The sequence below is a fragment of the Microbulbifer variabilis genome (genome assembly GCF_020524905.1).
Classification (GTDB): Bacteria; Pseudomonadota; Gammaproteobacteria; order Pseudomonadales; family Cellvibrionaceae; genus Microbulbifer; species Microbulbifer variabilis_A.
On sequence record NZ_JAIVKI010000007.1, the window covers coordinates 198498 to 219358 of the forward strand.

The window sequence follows — 20861 nt, forward strand, 5'->3', positions numbered from 1 at the left end:
CTAGCTTACTGAACAGTTCTCGGCTGCGTTTTAAGTTGTCAGGTGTTATGGGTGTTTACTTTCTATGCTTTCCAATAATTCGCTTATTAACTTTTCACGGTCACTCTTTGCCCTGTCGATTAATTGTTCAGGGGCATTGGTAGCAGGGTCGTATTTGCCACTCCAAATAATCATTTCCAACATGATAGGTAACATGTCCTTGCCAGCTTGAGTCAGCGCATAAACCTTTTTTCGTTTGTCGTTAACATCTGCTCGCTTTGTAATCAGCCCGTCTTTTTCAAGTCGCTCCAGGCGGCTGGAAAGGATATTCGTTGCCATTCGTTCATCTGAGTTTTGTAACTCGGAATACGAGCGTTTCCCAAAAAAAATAAGATCACGAAGTATCAACAAACTCCATTTGTCGCCTACAAAATCCAACACATTCGAGATTGGGCAGTTTGACCGTCGTGTCATTTTTAGTCTCACTCCTGATTTAGCTTCCAATCTTAATATGCTTGCAAAATGCAAGCAAATATATTAACTTGCATTTTGCAAGACAAATAAAGACCTGCTGGTCAGGTTGAGCGTTGATTCAGGTTACAAGGAGCAAAAGATGACATTCCCAAAAATTGATTTTGAGGCCCTAGAGAAATCTCATTGGAGCTTTGCAGACAGAGAGAATGCAAAACTCGTTGTCGAGTTCGTACAGCAGATTATGAATGCGCATAATTTTGACGAAATCACGCGTCTATATACGGGCCAGCCTTATAAGCAACACAACCGAAACATTGCCGATGGTATTGAGGGCGTGGTGAAAACCGTGGGAGATCTGGTTAAAAGCTCCCCAGAGTTTAGTTATGAAGTTAAGCACGTTTATGTGGATGGCGAATACGTTATTTTGCATTCACATGCGACGCTAAAAGCCAAGCACCGTGGTGATGACACACAAGGCTTTAATATCGTCGACACGTGGAGGGTCAAAGATGGTCAATTGGTTGAACACTGGGATGCAATTCAAGGCATTAGCTTTTCAATGAGGTTGTATGCATTAGTCTCTGGTGGTCGAGTTCGAAACAAAAATGGTGTTTTTTAATTCAATCTTATTTGTTCCAAAAACGTATTTAGCTTAAAAATAGTTTATCTAGATAGACATATGCTGTCATATTCTGTAGGTGAATATTCATAAAACTGCCGCAAAAAATTCTTAGTCAAGTAGAGTGATATGAAACTTCCAGTTCAATAATGCAAATGGATGCGGGGCATTGAAGTTTGGAGTCCTGGCCCAACTTATTAAGGGTCTTTTTTTATGTTCCCTTGAGTGAAATTATCCATGGCAATTACACGAATCAATCCGGAAACACTTCCCAACAGTGGCGAAATGGGGTATTCACAAATTTCCATTGTTGAGCCTGGTCGTATGGCATATATCTCTGGTCAAGTTGCATGGCAGGCTAACGATGAACCTGTGCCCAGTAGTTTGGTTGGGCAAATGGAAATAGTTTCAAGAAATGCCCTATCTGCATTGGATGCAGTTGGTGCAAAACCAGAGGACGTTGTAATCGCTAGGGTCTATGTTGTTGACCTTACCCCAGAAAGACTCGAAGAGCTTATGCCAACATTTATATCAACCTTTCAAGGCGCACAACCGTGTGTTACAGGGGTTGGTGTTCAAGCTTTAGCTGCGCCTGACCTTCAGGTTGAACTGGAACTTGTGGTTCGGTTACCAGATTAAGTGTTAGGAGTAGAGCAAGAATTGCTGTAGGGATATTGCGCAGTCAGCTCGCTCCTCCGATGGTGGTCAATCGCAGGACGATTTGCTGAGCTTGACGTCCTGCGAATTGCCAGCGCTCTTCACTCAATTCAAGATAGGCATCTGAGCCCTCTCAATGATTCCTCAACGGCCATATCCAGAGGTGTTAGGGGCTCGTGGCCTAGCACGGAAATTAATTTTCTATTGTCCATATGTACCGCCTCTTGCCACAGATAGCGCATTTCTACGAGTTCACGAAGAGTTTCCTGGAAAGGTGATATTAGTCGAATCAGCCACCAAGGGAATCCTCTGATTTTTGCCTCTCTACCCAGGTATCTCGCTGCTACCCGGCGGATGGATTTCACCATCTGAGTTCCGTCAGTATCCCAATGACCTGCAAGGTGGAAACATGCAAAGGTTTCCAGTGTTGCTCTGCGTTCCAATAAAAGCATCATCGTGTGTGCTACATCAGGCAAATAGGACCACTGATGTCCTACCCCATGTAGGCCCGGATTGTAGATAGTGGTAATTTCACAACCGGGTTTTACGAGACCCTGGGAAAACCAGCTGTTGCCAGCTCGAGGACCAAAAAAGTCGCCGGCGCGAACTATCAGAACCCGCGCCCCGTCCTGTATACCTGCATTTTTTGCATAGTTGCGTAGGCGCCGCTCCATCTCGACACGAATGGCGCCTTTGCGCGTCTGCGGACACTGCGGGGTGCTCTCCTTTAGTAAGGGAAAGGCGTCGGGCCCATAGTTGTAGACGGTACCGGGCAATAGAATGGTAGCGTTCATCTTCTTGGCCGCTGCGAGAGTATTATCCAACATCGGGAGCGCTAGGCCGGCCCAGTTGCGGTAGCCTGGCGGATTGACGGCGTGCACTATCACTTCACAACCTTCAGCAGCAGATTCGACATCGGTAGCATCGAGCGCGTCGCCTTTCAACCAAGTGATTCCTTCACGCTGTTCTATGGGGGCGGCGATGTTGCGTTGCAGGGCTCGCACCTCCCAACCAGAATCTCGTAGTTGACGTGCCACTTCACCACCAATGCCGCCTGTTGCGCCAAGGACCAGTACGGTCTTCTCCATTACTTGTCTCCTCAGATCTGTTCCTTTGATAACAGCTTAAGGGCACGTTAAGCTAAACGGAATTAGCCAATCTTGTGCAGCAGCTATACATTTATTTATGACAAAAGATATTGACTGGGAACACTACCGTTCATTTCTCAGAGTTCTGCAGGAGGGCTCCCTGTCTGCCGCTGCTCGAATCATGGGTGTGACCCAACCCACTGTAGGAAGACACATTGAGGCATTGGAGAAGTCACTCCAACTTACCTTATTTGTCCGCTCACAGGGAGGACTAGTGCCAACCGAAGCGGCCGAGACTCTGCGTGTCCATGCGGAGGAAATGGCTAGTAGCGCCGCGGCAATGCGCCGTTCTGCAGCCAATCAAGGTATGGGGGTACATGGCAAAGTACGTGTTACCGCCAGTGAGGTTGTGGGGGTTGAGGTATTGCCGGCAATTTTCGCTCTTTTGCGTAACGATTACCCGGCCCTCAAACTGGAACTTGTGTTATCTAACCAGCCCCAGGATTTACTGCACCGTGAAGCCGATATCGCTGTGCGCATGTTTCGGCCCAAGCAAAAACAGCTAATAGCTCGGCGGATCGGTTTAATAGAAGTCGGTCTTTTCGCCCGAGAGGACTACATAAACCGTCATGGTTGCCCAAAAAATCCGCAGGAGTTGGCAGGGCATGTCTTACTCGGCTTCGACCAGCAGACCGATTTTATTCGGCAGGCAGGCAAGTCCTTACCTTCAGAGTTTAATCGCGAGAAATTTTCTGTGAGTGCTGACAGTGATCTTGCCCAATTAGCGATGATACGTGCCGGCATCGGAATCGGGGGCTGTCAGATACCGCTAGCTAAGCAGGACGAAAAGCTGATAAGGGTTCTACCCACATATTTCTCACTGCCTCTGGATACCTGGGTGACTATGCATGAAGACCTGCGTAACAGTGCACCTTGCCGTGCAGTTTTCAATGCCTTGTCAGCCGGGTTGCAGCAATATTTGGCTTTAGCGTGAAGTGTATTTGGAATAATTCTCTGGGAAGTTTGCAAATATCGCTGGATTTAGAAAAAATTTCTCATGTTAACCTAGCGATGAATATCATCAATATTGATTCTTCTAAAAACATTATTGTAGAAGGGGATCAATCTGAGTAAATGTCACGACCAGATAAAGCCTGTGAACTATATACTTTGTATCAGGCAAAGAATTGAGTTTTTTTAACTAAAAGGATAAGGCAAGTATCATGAAAGTTGATCTGTTGAGAAGGGAGTTCCTGAAATTACTGGGCTTATCATCAATATTTGCAATTATCCCACTTCGCGCGCTCGGGCTAATGCAAATGTCGAAGGCAGCGGATGCTTTTCCCCAGTTTGATCATATTGTGGTATTGATGCTTGAAAACCGCTCCTTTGACAATTTACTAGGCTATTTGTATGGCCCTGAAGAGAACGCTGGCTTTGAGGGCGTCAGTGGAAAAAATCTGTCAAATCCTATTCCTGATAACGCCAAAGACGCAAAAAAAAAATATTGTTTTGGAAAAATGCTTCACTATGGACTTTCCAAACCCCGATCCTGGAGAAACGTTTCCGCGCGTTAATACACAGCTTTATGGCACAACTGTCCCCAAATCCAATCACAAAGCCATCGACTCTGATATAAAGGCTCCCTATAACTTATTGAAAACACAACCTTCACAAGCCCCCATGAATGGGTTTGTAGAAGACTATATCTCGGTCTGTCGCCAAGTATTGAATCGCGAGCCGGACTATGACGATTACAAAATCATAATGCAATGCTTTCCGCCAGAAACAGTACCTGTAATCAGCACACTGGCAAAATCATTTGCTGTCTGTGACCATTGGTTTTGCGATGTGCCAAGTGGAACCTGGAGTAATCGTAGTTTTTTTCATGCCGCTGGTTCCGGTGGTTTAGTGCTTAATACCCCTACTTCCAAGTGGCTGAAAGTAAAACAGGAAACCGTGTTTAACCGCATGATTAAACACGGGATATCTTGGAATATTTATCACGATAAGAGGGATCCGTTTCCACTAACCGAACTGATCCATTACCCAGAAATCAAGGGTGTGTTCGGACAGAATGTTAAAAATATGGAGGATTTTTATCATGCGGTAGAGCAGGGAAAACTACCACAGTATAGCTTTATTGAGCCTCGTTTCTTCCATGACCACAATGATCAACATCCGCCAATCCAGACTGCTACAGCGATTAATGGAGGGCCCTCGTCTGTTTTGGCTGGCGAGCTTTTAGTTCATCAGGTTTACGATGCAATTCGACGCTCCGATAACCTTTCGGGTAGTAATTTTCAAAACACTTTACTGCTGATTACTTACGATGAACATGGAGGCTGTTATGACCATATCTCTCCGCCATCAACAGTCTCCCCAGATTGGCAGCACGCTAACCATGGTGAGATGGGTTTTGCATTTAATCGCCTGGGACTTCGTGTGCCGGCAATTGTGATCTCGGCTTATATTGAACCCGGAACAGTCTTCAGTTATCCCCTGCAGCATACCTCACTGCTTAAAACGATGGAGCTTAAATGGAATCTTGGCCATTTGACCCAGCGTGACAGGACCGCACCATCGCTGAAAGGCATATTTAACCGATCAGAACCGCGTGCTCAAGATAACTGGCCTGTTACGAAACCACGGCCTGTGACAAGAAGCACAGAAGAAAATACGAATTTGCACCAACCACTGAATGAGCTTCAGCGCATATTTGTGCAACACGCAAGACATTTAAAGATAGGGGTGACTCGTGAAGCAAAAGAAATCGGAGCGATGACCGTGTATGAAGCCCTTGTTGAGTTTAATGAGATAAAGCGGGACCTAGGCCTATTGAAAAAATAACAAATCTTTAAGTCCCGCTTTCTGAGATTTAGAAATCTCCTCAATAATTTTACGAGTCAATAGTGACTACGATTTTGCCCATCGCCTTACCACTTTCCAGCCGCTCGTGAGCTTTGCCAATCTCTTCTAATTTATAGGATGTATCGTCAAGCACAGGCTTGAGGTCACCCTCTTCAACGATAGATTTCAAGGCCTTTAAAATCAGTGCATGTTTTTCTCGGTGAAAATTATGCAGCATTGGAATCAGCATAAATACAACATGTAGAGATAGCCCCTTGAAATGAGCCGTTGTTAAGTCGAGTTCAACCAAAGCAACGGTTGACACTACTTGACCATTGAGTGCAGATGCCTCAAATGACTTTGACATGTTTGGACCTCCAACGGAGTCGAACACTATATCAAATCCATCACCGCTGGTATGTTCCTGTACATACTCTTCAACCGACTCAACTTTATAATTAATGGGTATTCCGCCAAGTTTTTTGATTAGGTTCAATTGTGCTTCACCACCGCCGGTAGAAAATACATCAGTGCCGAAATGTCTGGCCAATTGCAGAGCTATATGACCAACCCCACCTGAGCCACCATGAACAAGCACCTTTTGGCCTGCTTTAATGCCGGCCCGTTGCAGCCCCTCATAGGCAGTGATTCCAACTAGTGGTAAAGCCGCAGCTTCACGCATAGTTAAATTGGTTGGTTTTAATGCAATTAAGTTTGCATCTGCAACCATATATTCAGCCAAAGTCCCTGGTAGATCAGCTAGCCCACCAGCACACCCATAGACTTCATCGCCTACTTTATATTCGCTCACACCTTCACCAACTTCTTCGATAGTACCGGCGAAATCCATACCTAGTATTGCGGGGGCAGGGGGGGAGATTGGTAGTTCCTTGCCCATTTGACGAATCATCGTATCTACTGTATTGACACTGGTCGCTGCAATTTTAACGAGTACATGCCCAGCCTTAATGGTTGGCTTAGCTACTTCTGCCTTTTCAAATACCTCTGGTCCACCAAAGGTGTATACGATCATTGCTTTCATGTTAAGTTCTCACACAAATACTTGGGATGAATGATATGAATCTAGTTGGTAGGATGAACTGGTCATATTTCGTATTTAGGCATTTTTTATTCCCAGTTTATTTACAATATTCTTAATCTCTTCGATGAGTGATATATTCATACTCTCATCCAGAGCGTCGGGGTGTGGTGGCGACCAATTACCCAGGTCATTGTCAAAATATTTACCAGAACTTCCTGAGAACTCATCGCTCAATGCCGCTCTGGCTAATATATTTGCACCAATACTTAAATCTCTTCCTAATGATCCATAAGCATCTTTTACCATTTTGCTACCAAGAAATGATGCAGGGTTGACTGCGATTAATGCTGGTGCATTGTCACCAAGTGATTTTGCTAGTTGAAATGTCCACATGGTGATAGCCAATTTACTTTGGGCATAAGCATCACTATCAGATAGAGTCTGCTCCCCTTTGAGAGCCTGAAGATTAACAGGCGCTTGAGCGGCAGAAGATAAATTGATAATGCGGCCCTCGGTATTAAATAAAGGTAAAAGTCGCTTCGTTAACAGGTAAGGAGCGATGGTATTAACAATAAAACGAATATCATAACCCGCATCGGTTGTGGGATTGTCCGTTTTGAAGACGCCCGCATTATTAATAAGTACATCAATACTTGAATAGCGGCTTTTGATTTGAGACGCCAAGGCTTCAACCTCTGACAGGCTGGAAAGGTCTGCAAGAAATATATCTAAATTGGTATCTGGATAGTCCTGGGAAAGCCTATCTTTGATATTCTTTAGTTTCGATTTACTTCTTCCATGCAGTAGTAAAGTGTGTCCTTTTGATGCTAATAGCTTTGCTGTTTCTAAGCCGATGCCGTCAGTTGCACCTGTTAGCAGAATTGTCTTTGCCATTTTTTAGTCCTACCCATTGAATTCTGGAAGAATCATGGTTGCTATTTCTTGAAGTGTTTCTTCCACATTTCGACTGTTAAAGCGAAGATTAAGGGCAATGTGGTTGATGCCAATAGTCTCTCTTGATCTCAAATACTTACCTAATTGGTTAATACCGAGTCGATACCCCAAGTGTAATTGTTGTGGCGGGTAATTTGGGTCGTCCATAATGTCTATATAAAGGGGTTCCATGATAGGTTTATTCGATAGATATTCATCTCTACTTACTCTTAGTTGCTTGATAAAATCTTTTTGTTGCGCGAGTGTTCGTGGGTATGTAATCCATCCGTCGCCGTTGTTTGCTAACCAATTTGGAGGTTGCTGGGAAGATCCGGTTATTAGTAATGGTAACTGGGTACCTTGTGGCTTTGGCAATAGGTCTATTTCACCAGATACTGTTCCAAAGGCACTTTCAAATTTAGGGTAGGGGGCAGTAATTTTGCGAATGTATTCATAACTCTCCCGGAATAGTTTTCCTCTGTCTGGATATGAAGCATTCATCGCTGGATATTCCTCAGGGCGATCACCGCTGGCAACGCCGAGAATAAGACGTCCTCCAGAGAGTAGATCAACCGATGTGGCAGCTTTTGCAACATGTGCAGGGTGACGCAGTGGCAGAATAAGGCTGGCTACACCTAGGGCAATCTTTGAAGTAGATCCTGCAAGTAATCCAAGATAGACGAAAGGGTCAAAAATTTGGCCTGCATCACCAAATGAAGGCACATTGAATGGCACATCTCTGAGCCAAACGGCGCTAAATCCTAGCTCCTCAGCGAGTCGTACTCTTTCTACATGTGTTTCCATTGTTGGGACTGGGCTTGTCGAGTAGTTTTCAATAGGTACGACTAAGCCAATAGAAAGCTTTCCAGGCTTAAATACGCTATTGAAGCCTGTATTTATACTGGGGAAGCACTCAACTTTCTCTTTATGGCTTGTATTCACTAAACATCCCCTTCATCAAAGTTGATACTACGGATTTGGCCATTGTCATGAATCACCTCATTGCTGAAGTTTGCTGAGGTCAGATTTCCAAGGAGCTCTATGGAGTTGAAAAATTGACCCGCTGATACTCTCTATTAACGAAAAATTCACTAATCACTAGCTGTTCGCTAGGTTCTTGATGACACGGCCTCATTAACTGGACATAGCCTAATACTTTGGTAATTCCGCATAAATGCTGTATAAACGGATTTAGAATTCTGATTTTGGATATAATGGATGGATACAAGTGGAATCAGGCTTTTTGTATTGGCTGCAGACCTGCTCAATATAAGTTCTGCTGGGCGTAAGCTCGGGCTAGCTCCCTCAGTGGCCAGTGCACGCCTGTCTAAGCTTGAGCTTCAATTAGGGGCGGATCTTTTTCATAGATCTACCCGGAAGGTCGCTTTATCGATAGAGGGTGAGGAATTCCTTCCCTACGCCAGGGAGATTCTCGCTCAAGAGGACGCAGCTCTGGCAGCGCTTGGAAAAGGCAGTTCAAATGTTAGCGGAACATTGAGATTTGCCGCGTCAAGCACCTTTGTGCAGCGCTTTGTCGCACCAATCCTACCCGAATTTCTTGAGCGCTATCCCGATGTGAATGTGGAGCTTAAGCTATCAGATACGCAAGTAAATCTAATCGAAGGTGGTTTTGACTTAGCCCTGCGCAATTATGCGGTTGAAGATAGCAGTTTAATTGGTAGAAAACTTGCTGAAGATAAAAGGGTTTTGTGCGCTTCCCCAAACTACCTTAAAAAATATGGCTTTCCAGAAACACCTGAAGACCTCGTAAGGCATCAGCTTTTGGTTTTTATGAACTCGAAGCCTAGAAGATTGATCTCTGAAAATAATAAGCAAGCCGGTTCATTTCCTCCACCAAGTGGTAAATCACGGGTTATCTGCGATGATGGTGCTAGCATGCGCATAGCGGCTAAGGCTGGTGTTGGTATTTGTATGAGTTCTCTATGGAATATTCACTCAGAGATAGAAGAGGGCACATTGATTCGTGTGTTACCGGGTTACAGAATTGATGACCAGGCAGCTATTTGGCTTGTTTACCCTAAATCTAATGTGTTGACGTCAAAAGTTAGAGTGTTTATTGATTTCCTGGTTGAAAAGATCGGCAATTCACCGATTTGGGAGAGATAGGCATTCGATGCTTATTAGTCATCCCCAGGGGGCCAGGAAAACCCTGTAAAATTTCTTCCGATTGATTTAGTGACCCCCCAATTTAAGGAACTCAATAATTCAAAGGTAACTCGCAACGGTGCGTATAACTTACTTCTGATATTTAATTAACAAATAGGTAAACCACCGCCTCAGGCGGTGAGACTTGACAAGGCTCTGCCGTTCCGGCGTGCAGAGTGAAAATATGGCCTCCATGAACCGGCAAGTTCTTTAAGGAGGCCATATGCGAGATTGGCAGTGCCAAGCTCACGTGAAACATTATTGCAGGTACCATGTGGTATTTGTGCCCAAGTATCGAAAGAAAGCGTTATTTGGGGCATTGAGACGTGAGATTGGAGCAATATTCCGAGACTTATGTCGTCAAAAAGGCATTGAGTTGGTCGAGGGATACGCAATGAGGGATCACATTCATATGTTGTTAATGATTCCTCCAAAATTAAGTGTTTCCAATACGGTTGGGTTTCTGAAAGGGAAATCTGCGATCCAGATATTTCGGAAGTACAAGCATGTGCAGAGAAATTTCACAGGAAGACATTTTTGGGCTCGTGGCTACTGCGTGAGTACAGTAGGTCTTGATGAGCAGATGATTCGAGAGTACATCAAGAATCAAGAGGTTGTAAAACGCCGGCAAGAGCAGATGCAACTGGCGGGGTTGTAAATAGCCCCCTCTGGGGGCTTTCACCATACCACCCGCTATGCGGGTGGTTGCTGATTGTTGATCTTTAAAACGGATTGGGCTGAACCATTACATTTCATCCAGCCCAGGTAAAAATTACAACGTATAACCTATTAATATTCTTGAAAGCTGCAACTAATGATGGGTTAACTTAGAAGTACGGCTAGCCTCAAACAAGAACCATGATCGCTTTTCAGCTTCATCAACATACTCTTCCAGTAGGCTCGCAGTACCAATATCGTGATGCTCATCACAGAGTTTATGCGCCTGTCGCATATTGGCGATGAGTTGCCTGTTGTCTTCTCCGAGCTCTATCAACATATCCTGTGGGTCTACATACTCAGCATTATTATCTGAAGATCGTTGCAGCTTGGCGATATGACTAATGGATCGAAGTGTGGTTCCTCCCAGTTTACGCACACGCTCTGCCAGAGAATCGGTCATTTCAAATATTTGATTGGCCTGATCATCAAAAAGCAAATGGTAGTCTCGGAAGTGCGGGCCGCTCACATGCCAGTGAAAATTCTTCGTTTTCATGTAAAGGCTGAAGGTGTCTGCTAGCAGTGTATTGACTGCAGTAGTAATGCTGGTCCTCGCGTCCTCACCCAAATCAGTGGGCGCCGCGAGCCTGGATTGATCCTTTGAGCCTACCGTTTGACCAGATGCTTTTCTCATATTAAGCCTCATAAAGTTGTGGCTAGTGCCTGGGAAGAGTGAGAGTAAATGTCACCTTGGCACTAGATTAGACATCTATATGGTGACTTGCGATTCAAAATAGAATTGATCTGTCTGAATGATCAGCACTGACGGATACCCTGTGGAGATCTGATAATATCCCGGTCGTATTGGTAGACTAATGTAGGGAATCGGGTAGGGTAAATTGCGACTACTGTTATGGCTTGGGTCAAGCGATCTCTGACAATGGCTGCAAGGAGCCTAATATTAGTGATGAGTGACTAGAATGCCCTTGAAGGCTGTATTTTAAATGCGACCTCATGAAGGTCTCTATTCTTATACCTGAAAGCTTATTTCAAACTTAGAAAGAGTATTGGGATAAAAAAAATTTTAGTGGCCGGCATTGAACCGATTGGGAAGGGTAAACCTTGAAACCTTGTAAGATGCAGCCAATTTATCCGGTCGCTCCCCAACAGGGGGAGCCATCAAATAAATAGAGAGTAGGGCGGTTATATTACTCTAACTCTTTAACTCGCTTACTACGCCCACTTTCATGTCTCTCACGCATATCAGAATCAATATACCGGTCGGTCGTTGCCATACTTGCATGACCAGCGTCATCTCGGACATGTTCTCGCGGGCGGTATTTCACATCTTCGGAGATACCTGTATGCCGCAGCCAGTGCACCGTAGCTGTCTTCAGGTCTTCCGCATCTTCACCTAGACCTTCCTCAACCATGGGAAATTCTAAACAAAACCCAGAATTAATCCATAGCTAATGATAATTATTAGCATCTAGTGCCGATTAGATTTCTGCCGCATATCTCTAGCTCGCATCACTGTAGATATAGCTACTTTCCGAGTAGCTACAGAGGCAGAGCCCTCGCGCTTCGAATTCTTCATTTAGCGGGAAGTTGGATAAATAATTGAGGGCAAATATCCCTGCAGCATGCTTTGCAGTCTCGCCGATTCCACGCCACCGCGATCTACAACGACCGTAAAGGGCAGGGCGCGGCCATAGTGGCGCTCCAGCAGTTGCCGGTGGCCCGCGTTGAAATCGGTCATGTTCACGCGCTTTGGACTCGCCGGCGCCACTAGAGCCATTCAGCCTGCTGTATCTTTTAGCACGGTAGCAAGCGAGAAAATCGATTAGGTCATGAAGGACCGGTTTGGTATGAGCACCCGCATTGACTAAATGTTGCCCCAACTGATCACCAAGACTTGCAACCGCTCCGTGCTCAGGGCAAGGCGTTCACCCCGCCAGGATTTGCCCCAGATATAGCCGCCCTGGTGGGAGTTCCGGGAGCGATCCACAGGCCGAAGCCATCGTGCACAAGCACCTTGATCCGGTTCCCGCGTTTGGTAGTAAACAATTAAGCGTAGCTGGCAGCGACGCTAACAAGAGAATCTGTCGGAATCGCACTAAAATCTTCCAAAACAAGTCTTAACTCATTGATTTTCATATGATTTCAAAAGAGAGATAATACGTTACAGGGGGGAGCCCAATTATCCCTGTCTTTATCTCGCGAGGGGTTACGGCGGCCAGTAGGGCTGTGTTCTGCTTCTTGCGACTCTGGACCCAGCCACACCCAAAGTTGCATAGAGCTGGCATCAAGTGCCTTGCAGGGCTTTTAATAGAGCATCTAATATGCGATCAACCGAAGGGCCGAGTCTAGATCGCCAATATCTTGAAAATTGCTCTCCATTATCTGCCAAGGCAGCCCCGAATAGCCTATTAAGGGGTTTTGTAAGAATTCATCGCCTTCATGCCACAATCGGGTCCTTGACGACCTGTGGTTAATAATCCGCCCAAACAAGCTAAGTTATTGATTTATAATATCTTGATCTCTCATTTTTGATTTTGGTTTTCATCTTTTCAATGGCGTCGGCTTAGAAGAAGCGACTTCAGGAGGGAAGTTAAATCATATTAACCGAGCATATTAGGGGAATTCTAAACAAACACTTAGTTATCCTTGCGGTAAAGGATTATTATCCTCACTTTATAAAAGAGTATAAAAATTTATTTCTTGTTGTTTTTTTGATGTCTTGATTTTTTCGAGCTGGCTGAGGCGTAGGGGGGAGAAAGCTATATCTTTTTCATGCTTTTAAGGGAGTCAATCAGTATATCTAGCCCTTCATGGGGGTCGGCATTCAGGACTGCACAGTATTCGACGAACTCAAGGATATCGATCTTTTTACGCTCCTGCTCGATCTTGCCGATGATCGAATGGTGACGCCCTAGCATTGCAGCCGCAGCACGGATAGAGAGCCCCCGCTCTTCGCGTTTTTGCTTGAGCCATTTGCGGAGCTTTTCAGCATCAGGTGAGTAGGGGGAGGACTTCATTGTCTCGATGGTAGAGACGAAGTACAATGGCGCGAAATTCGAGACAGCTAGATGTACTATGAAAGCTTTGAGGGTTAAGCCTGAATTCGTCTCACTTTTGAAGACAGGGGATTTTGATACTTTTTCTGTTTCCCGTTTTAGGGACGCCTACCTGCAGCTGACTGGTGATGATTCTAAGCCCAAGAATCTTACTAGCCAGTTAGTGAAGCGGCATTTACGTAAGCTTGAAGAGCATGGAGTCCTGGAAAGAGTAGATACTGGGAAGCTACATCCAATCGAATATCGAATAAAAGATCTAACCCGGCTGGATTCTAGACCCTCCGTAAGACAGCATGTAGAAGCGACACCCGAACAAGCAGGCAAGCTGCTGCCCGAGGGAGTCGTTCATACTCTAAAATTAAAGTTGAACAAATATCGTACAGATTTGCTGTCTTCAGCGGGGGCCCTCGAAGAGTATGAGGCTATCGCCAAAGTGCAGCCCAGCCTAAAAGAAGCAATTCAAAAGAAGTATGATCAAACCCGGGAAGAATATGCCAAAACTCTCGGGAAAGTTAGAGCAATCGAGTCACTGCTCGATCCTAGAGCTAGCCTTTAATTTCAATGGAGCTACGTCGCTGGCAATCCAAAGCCATCTCTCAGGCCTATAGTCAATATACTTCAGGTATTAATCACTTCATGTGCCTTGCCACCCCTGGTGCAGGGAAAACGATTATGGCTGCACTATTGGCCAAGCGTCTGTTTGATGCGGGAATGATCGACATGGTGATGTGCTTTTCCCCAGCAATTGTTGTAGCTAAGGATTTCCAGAAAGAGCTTGAAGCACAGACAGGTAAAAGGTTAAGTGGACAACTCGGTGATGATGGTTGCTCTTTGACCTATCAGGCCATGATTTCTTTGGATACTTCATTTTGGCAAATCTTGGAGAATCATCGAGTTTTCGTAATATTTGACGAAATCCACCATTGTGCAGCTATGGAAGAAGGTAATAGCAATAGCTGGGGAGAAACCATATATCGCTATATCAGCGGAAAGTCAGCTTATTCGTTAGCACTGACGGGCACCCCGTGGAGGTCTGATAATATCCCCATCGTATTGGCAGACTACTGTAGGGAGACGGGTAGGGTACATTGCGACTACCGTTATGGACTGGGACAGGCCATCACTGACAATGTCTGCAGAGAGCCTAGTATCATTGCTATCGATAACTCTTCTATTCAGGTAACCGAAGGCTCGAAGAGCCATTGCTACTCGTCATTCAAAGATCTATTGACACAGTCAGATTGCAGTTACCAGGACCTTTTAGATAACGAAGTTCTTATCATCGAAGTTCTGCACCGAGCGGCTCAACAACTCGATAACTTAAGGAAAGCGGCTCCCAATGCTGGGGGGTTGATAGTTACAACATCTGTTTCTCATGCACGAAGAATAGCCTTTCTTCTTCAATCAGAGCTCAATGAAACAGCAGTGATCGCCACCTATGTCGATGACAATCCGCTGGCGACCATCCGTCAATTCCGTGATAGCACCAGTAAATGGATTATTTCTGTTGGCATGATTAGCGAAGGCACCAACCTGCCACGGCTACAGGTTTGCTGCTATCTGACACGCGTCAAGACGGAACTCTATTTCCGCCAGGTACTCGGACGTATTCTTCGTACTACGGGCCAAAGGGGAGAGAAAGGCTATTTTTTTATGCCGGCTGACCCGACACTGATTGAGTGTGCCTTACGAGTATCGGAAGATATTCCCGAAACCGATATCCTGACATACAGCGCCATTCAATCTACAACCGACGTCTCTGTTGATTCAACCTCACAGACAAGAGAGCGTGAGTGGGAAGCTTCGGAGATCAGTTCAGAGATAGATATCAATACCGCTGCAGCTGGGGAGAGCCTTCCTATAGAACTGGTCGGCTCACAATCTACTCTGGCACAATCCTATGAAGCTTGTATCAATATTTCCGGATACTTTATTCAAAAATTAATGGACATAAACGGGTCCGATCTTGACAGTTACCGGAACCGCTCTGAAAGATTTCAGGCTCCGGTCTAATAATTTGAAATGGAAGGGGCTGGAAAAGAGTAGGGGAGGGTGAGGGCGAATGCGCTGAATTGGTACGGCTGCGACGCGAAATCAAGCTGTTGCGAATGGAGAAAGAAATCCTAAAAAAGGCCAGTGTAGATTCAATTGATCAGTGCAACACCCCTGTAGGAATATGGCCTATCGGGGGAACATTGAATGAAGCGCATATTTACAGCAGAAGAAAAAGAGTGGATTTTCGACGTTTGGAAAAAGGGCATTGGCTTTAGTGAAATTGCCAATGCCATAGATTCTAAGCCAGGAACCATTTTTACTGTTTTGAGAGATACTGGCGGAATTAAACCAATACCCAGAAAGCTATCTCCTCAACACCTCACATTAGCCGAACGCGAGGAAATACGTGCAGGTCTTTCTGCAAAACAAAGTATTCGAGCAATCGCTCGCTCCTTGAATCGGAATCCATCCACAATCTCACGTGAGATTCAGAGAAATCAGGGGCGACGATACTATAAAGCAGTAGACGCAAACAACCGTGCAAAACGGATGGCAAGGCGTCCCAAACCGTATTTGCTGGAGCAAAACCCGAGGCTAAAGAAGCTTGTTTTGGAAAAATTAGAGTTGAACTGGTCACCAAAGCAGATATCGGGTTGGTTACGGAAGACATATCAGGCTGATGAATCAATGAAGATATCAGCAGAGACTATCTATAAAACACTGTACTTCCGTGTGCGTTCAGCACTTCATCATAAGCTAGTAAAGCATTTGCGTCGCTCTCACAGTCTTCGTCACAGCAAACAACATTCACGTAAAGGCGAGCGCGGTACTATCAACATCGTCAACGGTACATCGATAAGAGAGCGTCCTCAGGAGATACAAGAACGATGTGTTTTAGGTCATTGGGAGGGTGACTTAGTGTCAGGTTCAAACAACACTCATATTGCCACGCTTGTTGATCGAAAATCGCGGTATACGATCATTCTTAAGTTGAAAGGGAAAGATGCGACTTCTGTGAACCAGGCGCTTGTTGCTAAGTTTAAAAAACTGCCAAAAGAGCTTTGCCAATCACTGACGTGGGACCGAGGAATGGAGCTGGCGAAGCACGCTGAATTTACGGAAAATACAGGTGTTCCTGTCTTCTTCTGCGATCCTCAGAGCCCCTGGCAAAGGGGAACGAATGAGAATACCAACAGCTTAATCCGTCAGTACTTTCCAAAAAAGACATGCTTGGCGCAGCATACTCAGAGGAAACTCAATCAAGTTGCTAACGAGCTTAATAGCAGACCAAGAAAAACACTGAACTTTGCGACAACAAAGCAGGTTATTAAACAGGTGTTGCCTTGACAGGTTGAACCTACAAGCACCTTCTTTGCGAAAGAAATGAAATAAAGTACAGCTTTATTAAGAGGCAGCAAAGTAGCTTTCAAGTTAGAGTGCTCTGCCGGGTGATGCAGGTAAGTAATAGTAGCTATAGATATCGGCAATATGTGTGCGGATGTCCTGATAGCTGTTGCTCAGGGCAAACAGGGCAAACAGGGCAATGATCTTGCCTTCCAGTTCGTCGGTAAGCTGAGTTTGATACTTACCGACGATTTGAGGCTCGAAGGTTCCAGCGCGATCCCGCGGCGTCTGCAGTTCGAAGCTGCCAGCGGGGCTTTTCATGGTTTTCGAGGTGGTGCCATTCTTTCGGTTGGGCTTGTCCTCGCTGGCGAGGTGCTCTTCCAGCTCCGCTTTCGTGGCAGCTTCAGTGAGTTGAGGGGTGAGGGTGCCATCTTTGCCACTGAGGTCTTTACCCTCACGCAAAGGTTTGACCGCGGCATCCATATCGAAAGTAGGTTTGGTCATGGGTTATCTCTTTTTTTAATAGTAAAGAAATGACACAGAATTCTGAACACTACCTTCGTCGATGACAACTCATCTCTCAATATTCAGCGGGTTGCCCCGTGGATTGAATACTTACAGACCTAGGGTAACCAATATGGCGGAAAGAAGGTATTCAAACTGCTGTAAGCCTCAGCTATCAGTGTGACTGACGCCCGAAGTAATCATCAATAAATACAGTAAAGTGGGTGGGTTTCTGCTGATCGAATAGATATAAGGTGAACATTTCCATAGAACGATTTTACAGGAGTTTTTATCAAGTGGCGTTCCAGAAGAAGCTTTACCAATCATTGGAATAGCTTCAAAAGATTTGGACGAATGGATGATTTACAACAACAATGAACGAGATAATCAGGGAAGGTGTGTTTTGGCAGGACGCCATAAGAAACGCTACTAGGAGGGAAACTAATTTGGACGGAATAGAAATTAGCTCAAATTTAATTTGACAGATACTCGTTTGAGGAGATGTTCTGCCAGATCAAGTTTAAAGAGTTTTATCTGTCCACCCAATAAGCTTCCACCATGTTTATGATCTAAAGCTAAACAGTAGGCCAAGAGCGAGCCGGGGTGGAAGGTCACCGAATGTTCATGGGGTTTATCCTTGGTTTTGCTTCTAGGTTTAGGCACCTTCATCAAAACCTGTAAGCCTTTCTTTTTCAAGAGAATGTTTCAGATTTGGTCTGAACTAATACAAATGAACTATTTATGGGGCTGTAAGATGATCTGCTTGCGGTATAAAAGGATTGCACTTAATAGTTGAAACCAAGATATAAAAAAATATGCCCAATATTGATATCAATTCTAAAAGAAAACATTACAGTTGAAACCGAAAATTAACCCCACACTTACAAAATTCTTTCTGGGGAGCCTCTTAACCCCAACTACTGCGTTGTAGCTCTTGCAAAGGGCCAGGGCCATTGGCAGAGACTGCGGCTAATATCTGCAACCTTCAAGAACCGCAGAGCTATTACGGAATCATTCAAAGGTTCCCTGGAGAGGAAATAGGAGTAATTCGGTGTCGATGTCGATGAAATGCCTCCCGCTGATGAAATATCTCCCGTTGTTGTTGGGCCTCTGTCTAGCGGCCTGCTCGGATGGGAGCCAGTCAGACACTGTTGATGATCGAGTGGGTGTTGCTGAAGAAGCAGCCGGTAACGAAAAAGCACCTATCCTGCGCCAGGCCATCGACGACCTAACCCTTCGCTTTGAGCCGAACAAAGTGTTTCGGTTTGAATGGACCCCTAAAGACACAGTGAACGTCACGCATTACCAACTGCTGGAAAACCCAGACGGCCTATCGGGCTTAACGGTGGTTCAAGAAGCCTTGAGTGTAGACAGCACCCAAACGGACTTAATCGTACCGCTCTTTGCACGGATGAACGCCAGTTATTTAGTGCAAGCCTGTAATGAGGTGGAGTGTGTGGATTATAACACAGTATTCGTCGACGACGGCACCAACCAAAGCATCGGTCAACTGAGTGGCAATCTCACGGAAGCTGGTGATGCATTTGGTGTTTCGACGAGTCTTAGTGGCGATGGCCACACCCTGATGGTTGGTACGAGTCGTGAAAGAAGCGCAGCCCAAGGCGTCAATGGCGATGAGACCGATAACAGCGCAGACCTTTATAGTGCGGCGTATGTGTTTGTGCGCGATGCAGTGGGACAGTGGACGCAGTAGGCCTACTTGAAGGCGAGCAATGCGGAGGCTTCGGGCATCATTTTTGGTGTACCGGTCAGCCTGAGCGGGGATGGTGGTACGCTCGTGTTGGGTGGTAGTGAGCCTGTGCGGCTGTTCTAGAAAGCACGTGATCATCGCAAGCGATCTGGTGGCACCCCAGATCGGTGTGGGTTCTCTATGAGTGCCCCCTGGGTTTTCTGCAGAGTCCCGCCGCATTACCGAACCGGCAAGCAAGCAGTGCTTGTGCAGCAGGCGGTGGCATGTATGGATTGCTCGGCAAGATTGTTTTCGGCAGCCAGATGATCGCCTATCGGCCTTAGACAACACGATAGGGATATGAATGCGCATGCCGTTGCTTAACTCAACGTTACTCAACCGAACAGCGCTGCTCGGTTTATCATCAAAATATAATGTCTTCGTTACCAATACCTATCGGTGAACCCTTAATCATTCCATGATGCCTTTGGCTTTCAGAACCGACACAATCAAGGCGCGGCTTCTTGGAATGTCTAGACCATCTAAGAAGGCGTAATACAGAGTGTGAATCGCCCTGTAAACCCCCGAAGGGCGGGCCTTGAAGGCCGCACAGAAGTATTATGGAATTATTCAGGGGCCCCCTTATTAAAATTGCCCATATCTTATATTTTTAAGTCGCAAATTGAAAGATTAATTGCTTAACTTTGGTTAGTTTTCTTGGTTTCAAGTAGCATCCAGGATTAATTGAATATGACCACTATCTATCAAACTGCTGGAGCCGATGGGAGCAAGAGGAGAGCGGAAGAACGCAAGGTTGACAAAACTAGCGAATCGAAAAGTTTAATAGGCAAAGTTCACGCAATAATAACAAAATATCTCAGTAAACTACTACCTTCCAGGAACCATACTCCCAAGTCGAAAACGCATGCATCGACAGAACAATTAAAGAATGCAAATATTCATTTTCCTGTTAGGTGCGTGAATTTAGGGGATAAGGAAGCAAAATATTCTGCGGAAAAAACCGAGACCCCAATAACTTTTGTGGGAAAAATTCAAGAGTTTATCAATTACACGAGAGCTCGTTTAGATGATGTGAAGGGCGAAAAAGCTTACCCGAGGGCTTTAACGTCGGATTTTAATAATTTGAAACGAAACGCAATCGAACCTTTAATCTTTGAGGTGAGTAAACTAATAGATTCTGGTGAATTGTCACAGAAAGGAATTGTTGAGGTATCAAAAGAGTATATATCGAACCTTAGGAAAGATATGAAATTTTTCGAAGGTTGTAAGTCTGTAGATCTAAGAGCAAATGATTATAGTAAAGTATTAACTAGATTTGAAGAAAGCATTGATAAGACAGAGAAATTATTTGAAACTTATAGAATGATGGAAGCTGCTATTATCAATGGAGATGAGCTTGATAAAATAGTATAAGTGGATAAATAGATGGCAGTTATTACTTGAAACCAAGGAATACTATACCTCCCAATGCCAAAAGTATTGGGAGGTTTTATTTTGAAGGGTAAATTAATCAGAGCTTTATAAAAGAAAGCGGTATTTTTATCCTGCTATTGCAGACAGTTAAATTAACTTTTTCGGTTGAATATGACCACATGAGTCTCTTATTAACCCGTTTTATATATATGGCCTCCTGGGCGATTCATAATTAGTCGACCCTGAAAAAAACCAAACACCAGCCTCCAGTACAGTGTAATAAGGGCTTACGGAACGATTCGCACTAAATTCACCTTCCAAAACATGAGCAAATGAACCGTATTGTCAGCCA

The 20861-nt window shown here is 45.0% G+C and carries 20 protein-coding genes and 2 pseudogenes; 13 read left to right on the forward strand and 9 right to left on the reverse strand.

The window, feature by feature from the left end; all coding sequences use genetic code 11:
- Positions 1-45: 45 nt before the first annotated feature.
- Positions 46-453: a winged helix-turn-helix transcriptional regulator gene (locus LC073_RS10595; protein WP_226646818.1), complete on the reverse strand. Its 408-nt coding sequence runs from the start codon at positions 451-453 to the stop codon at positions 46-48.
- A 139-nt stretch (positions 454-592) separates the two neighbouring features.
- Between LC073_RS10595 and LC073_RS10600 the strand changes: the two genes are divergently transcribed.
- Positions 593-1072 carry a nuclear transport factor 2 family protein gene (locus tag LC073_RS10600; RefSeq protein ID WP_226646819.1) on the forward strand — a complete coding sequence of 160 codons (480 nt, stop codon included), beginning with the start codon at positions 593-595 and terminating at the stop codon, positions 1070-1072.
- A 237-nt stretch (positions 1073-1309) separates the two neighbouring features.
- Positions 1310-1711, forward strand: a complete 402-nt coding sequence (locus LC073_RS10605) for a RidA family protein (protein ID WP_226646820.1) — start codon at positions 1310-1312, stop codon at positions 1709-1711.
- Between the two features lie 128 nt (positions 1712-1839).
- Here the strand turns inward: LC073_RS10605 and LC073_RS10610 are convergent, their stop codons facing one another.
- The gene (locus LC073_RS10610; protein WP_226646822.1) at positions 1840-2817 is read right to left on the reverse strand and encodes an SDR family oxidoreductase; all 978 of its coding nucleotides are present in this window, start codon (positions 2815-2817) and stop codon (positions 1840-1842) included.
- A gap of 97 nt (positions 2818-2914) precedes the next feature.
- On the opposite strand from LC073_RS10610, the gene LC073_RS10615 reads away from it, so the two are divergent.
- From LC073_RS10615 to LC073_RS10625, 3 genes are all read left to right on the forward strand, one after another.
- Positions 2915-3811, forward strand: a complete 897-nt coding sequence (locus tag LC073_RS10615; protein ID WP_226646824.1) for a LysR family transcriptional regulator — start codon at positions 2915-2917, stop codon at positions 3809-3811.
- 229 nt (positions 3812-4040) lie between these two features.
- On the forward strand, positions 4041-4394 hold the full coding sequence (locus LC073_RS10620; protein ID WP_226646826.1) for a hypothetical protein: 354 nt from the start codon (positions 4041-4043) through the stop codon (positions 4392-4394).
- The gene (locus tag LC073_RS10625) at positions 4348-5667 is read left to right on the forward strand and encodes an alkaline phosphatase family protein (protein ID WP_226646828.1); all 1320 of its coding nucleotides are present in this window, start codon (positions 4348-4350) and stop codon (positions 5665-5667) included. The genes LC073_RS10620 and LC073_RS10625 overlap by 47 nt, the downstream gene beginning before the upstream one ends.
- Positions 5668-5716: 49 nt before the next feature.
- Here LC073_RS10625 and LC073_RS10630 read toward each other — a convergent pair whose 3' ends face one another.
- From LC073_RS10630 to LC073_RS10640, 3 genes are all read right to left on the reverse strand, one after another.
- Positions 5717-6709: a zinc-dependent alcohol dehydrogenase family protein gene (locus tag LC073_RS10630; RefSeq protein WP_226646830.1), complete on the reverse strand. Its 993-nt coding sequence runs from the start codon at positions 6707-6709 to the stop codon at positions 5717-5719.
- A 75-nt stretch (positions 6710-6784) separates the two neighbouring features.
- Positions 6785-7603 carry an SDR family NAD(P)-dependent oxidoreductase gene (locus LC073_RS10635; protein ID WP_226646831.1) on the reverse strand — a complete coding sequence of 273 codons (819 nt, stop codon included), beginning with the start codon at positions 7601-7603 and terminating at the stop codon, positions 6785-6787.
- Between the two features lie 9 nt (positions 7604-7612).
- Positions 7613-8584, reverse strand: a complete 972-nt coding sequence (locus LC073_RS10640; protein WP_226646833.1) for an LLM class oxidoreductase — start codon at positions 8582-8584, stop codon at positions 7613-7615.
- Positions 8585-8860: 276 nt separating this feature from the next.
- Here LC073_RS10640 and LC073_RS10645 point away from each other — a divergent pair, with 276 nt between their 5' ends.
- Positions 8861-9769 carry a LysR family transcriptional regulator gene (locus LC073_RS10645; RefSeq protein ID WP_226646835.1) on the forward strand — a complete coding sequence of 303 codons (909 nt, stop codon included), beginning with the start codon at positions 8861-8863 and terminating at the stop codon, positions 9767-9769.
- Between the two features lie 262 nt (positions 9770-10031).
- The gene (gene tnpA, locus LC073_RS10650; RefSeq protein ID WP_226646837.1) at positions 10032-10466 is read left to right on the forward strand and encodes an IS200/IS605 family transposase; all 435 of its coding nucleotides are present in this window, start codon (positions 10032-10034) and stop codon (positions 10464-10466) included.
- Positions 10467-10619: 153 nt separating this feature from the next.
- Here the strand turns inward: tnpA and LC073_RS10655 are convergent, their stop codons facing one another.
- The 3 genes from LC073_RS10655 to LC073_RS10665 all read right to left on the reverse strand — a co-directional run bounded on the left by LC073_RS10655 (position 10620) and on the right by LC073_RS10665 (position 13503).
- A complete protein-coding gene (locus LC073_RS10655; protein WP_226646839.1) occupies positions 10620-11159 on the reverse strand; it encodes a Dps family protein in 540 nt (179 codons plus the stop codon).
- A gap of 903 nt (positions 11160-12062) precedes the next feature.
- Complete coding sequence (locus tag LC073_RS10660; RefSeq protein ID WP_226646841.1) at positions 12063-12224, reverse strand: hypothetical protein; 162 nt, start codon at positions 12222-12224, stop codon at positions 12063-12065.
- Positions 12225-13245: 1021 nt separating this feature from the next.
- Positions 13246-13503 carry a helix-turn-helix domain-containing protein gene (locus LC073_RS10665; protein WP_226646843.1) on the reverse strand — a complete coding sequence of 86 codons (258 nt, stop codon included), beginning with the start codon at positions 13501-13503 and terminating at the stop codon, positions 13246-13248.
- Between the two features lie 58 nt (positions 13504-13561).
- Between LC073_RS10665 and LC073_RS10670 the strand changes: the two genes are divergently transcribed.
- From LC073_RS10670 to LC073_RS10680, 3 genes are all read left to right on the forward strand, one after another.
- Positions 13562-14098, forward strand: a complete 537-nt coding sequence (locus LC073_RS10670) for a hypothetical protein (protein ID WP_226646845.1) — start codon at positions 13562-13564, stop codon at positions 14096-14098.
- A gap of 5 nt (positions 14099-14103) precedes the next feature.
- Entirely contained in the window at positions 14104-15555 is a 1452-nt protein-coding gene (locus LC073_RS10675; protein ID WP_226646847.1) for a DEAD/DEAH box helicase, read from the forward strand.
- A 186-nt stretch (positions 15556-15741) separates the two neighbouring features.
- The gene (locus LC073_RS10680; RefSeq protein WP_226646849.1) at positions 15742-16884 is read left to right on the forward strand and encodes an IS30 family transposase; all 1143 of its coding nucleotides are present in this window, start codon (positions 15742-15744) and stop codon (positions 16882-16884) included.
- A 126-nt stretch (positions 16885-17010) separates the two neighbouring features.
- On the opposite strand, the pseudogene LC073_RS10685 reads toward LC073_RS10680, so the two are convergent.
- Positions 17011-17385, reverse strand: a pseudogene (locus tag LC073_RS10685) (transposase); the annotation flags it as partial.
- Between the two features lie 256 nt (positions 17386-17641).
- Between LC073_RS10685 and LC073_RS10690 the strand changes: the two are divergent.
- The 3 genes and pseudogenes from LC073_RS10690 to LC073_RS10700 all read left to right on the forward strand — a co-directional run.
- Positions 17642-17805, forward strand: a pseudogene (locus tag LC073_RS10690) (IS481 family transposase); the annotation flags it as partial.
- Between the two features lie 637 nt (positions 17806-18442).
- The gene (locus LC073_RS10695) at positions 18443-19099 is read left to right on the forward strand and encodes a hypothetical protein (RefSeq protein WP_226646851.1); all 657 of its coding nucleotides are present in this window, start codon (positions 18443-18445) and stop codon (positions 19097-19099) included.
- Positions 19100-19825: 726 nt separating this feature from the next.
- Positions 19826-20509 carry a hypothetical protein gene (locus LC073_RS10700; RefSeq protein WP_226646853.1) on the forward strand — a complete coding sequence of 228 codons (684 nt, stop codon included), beginning with the start codon at positions 19826-19828 and terminating at the stop codon, positions 20507-20509.
- Positions 20510-20861: the final 352 nt, after the last annotated feature.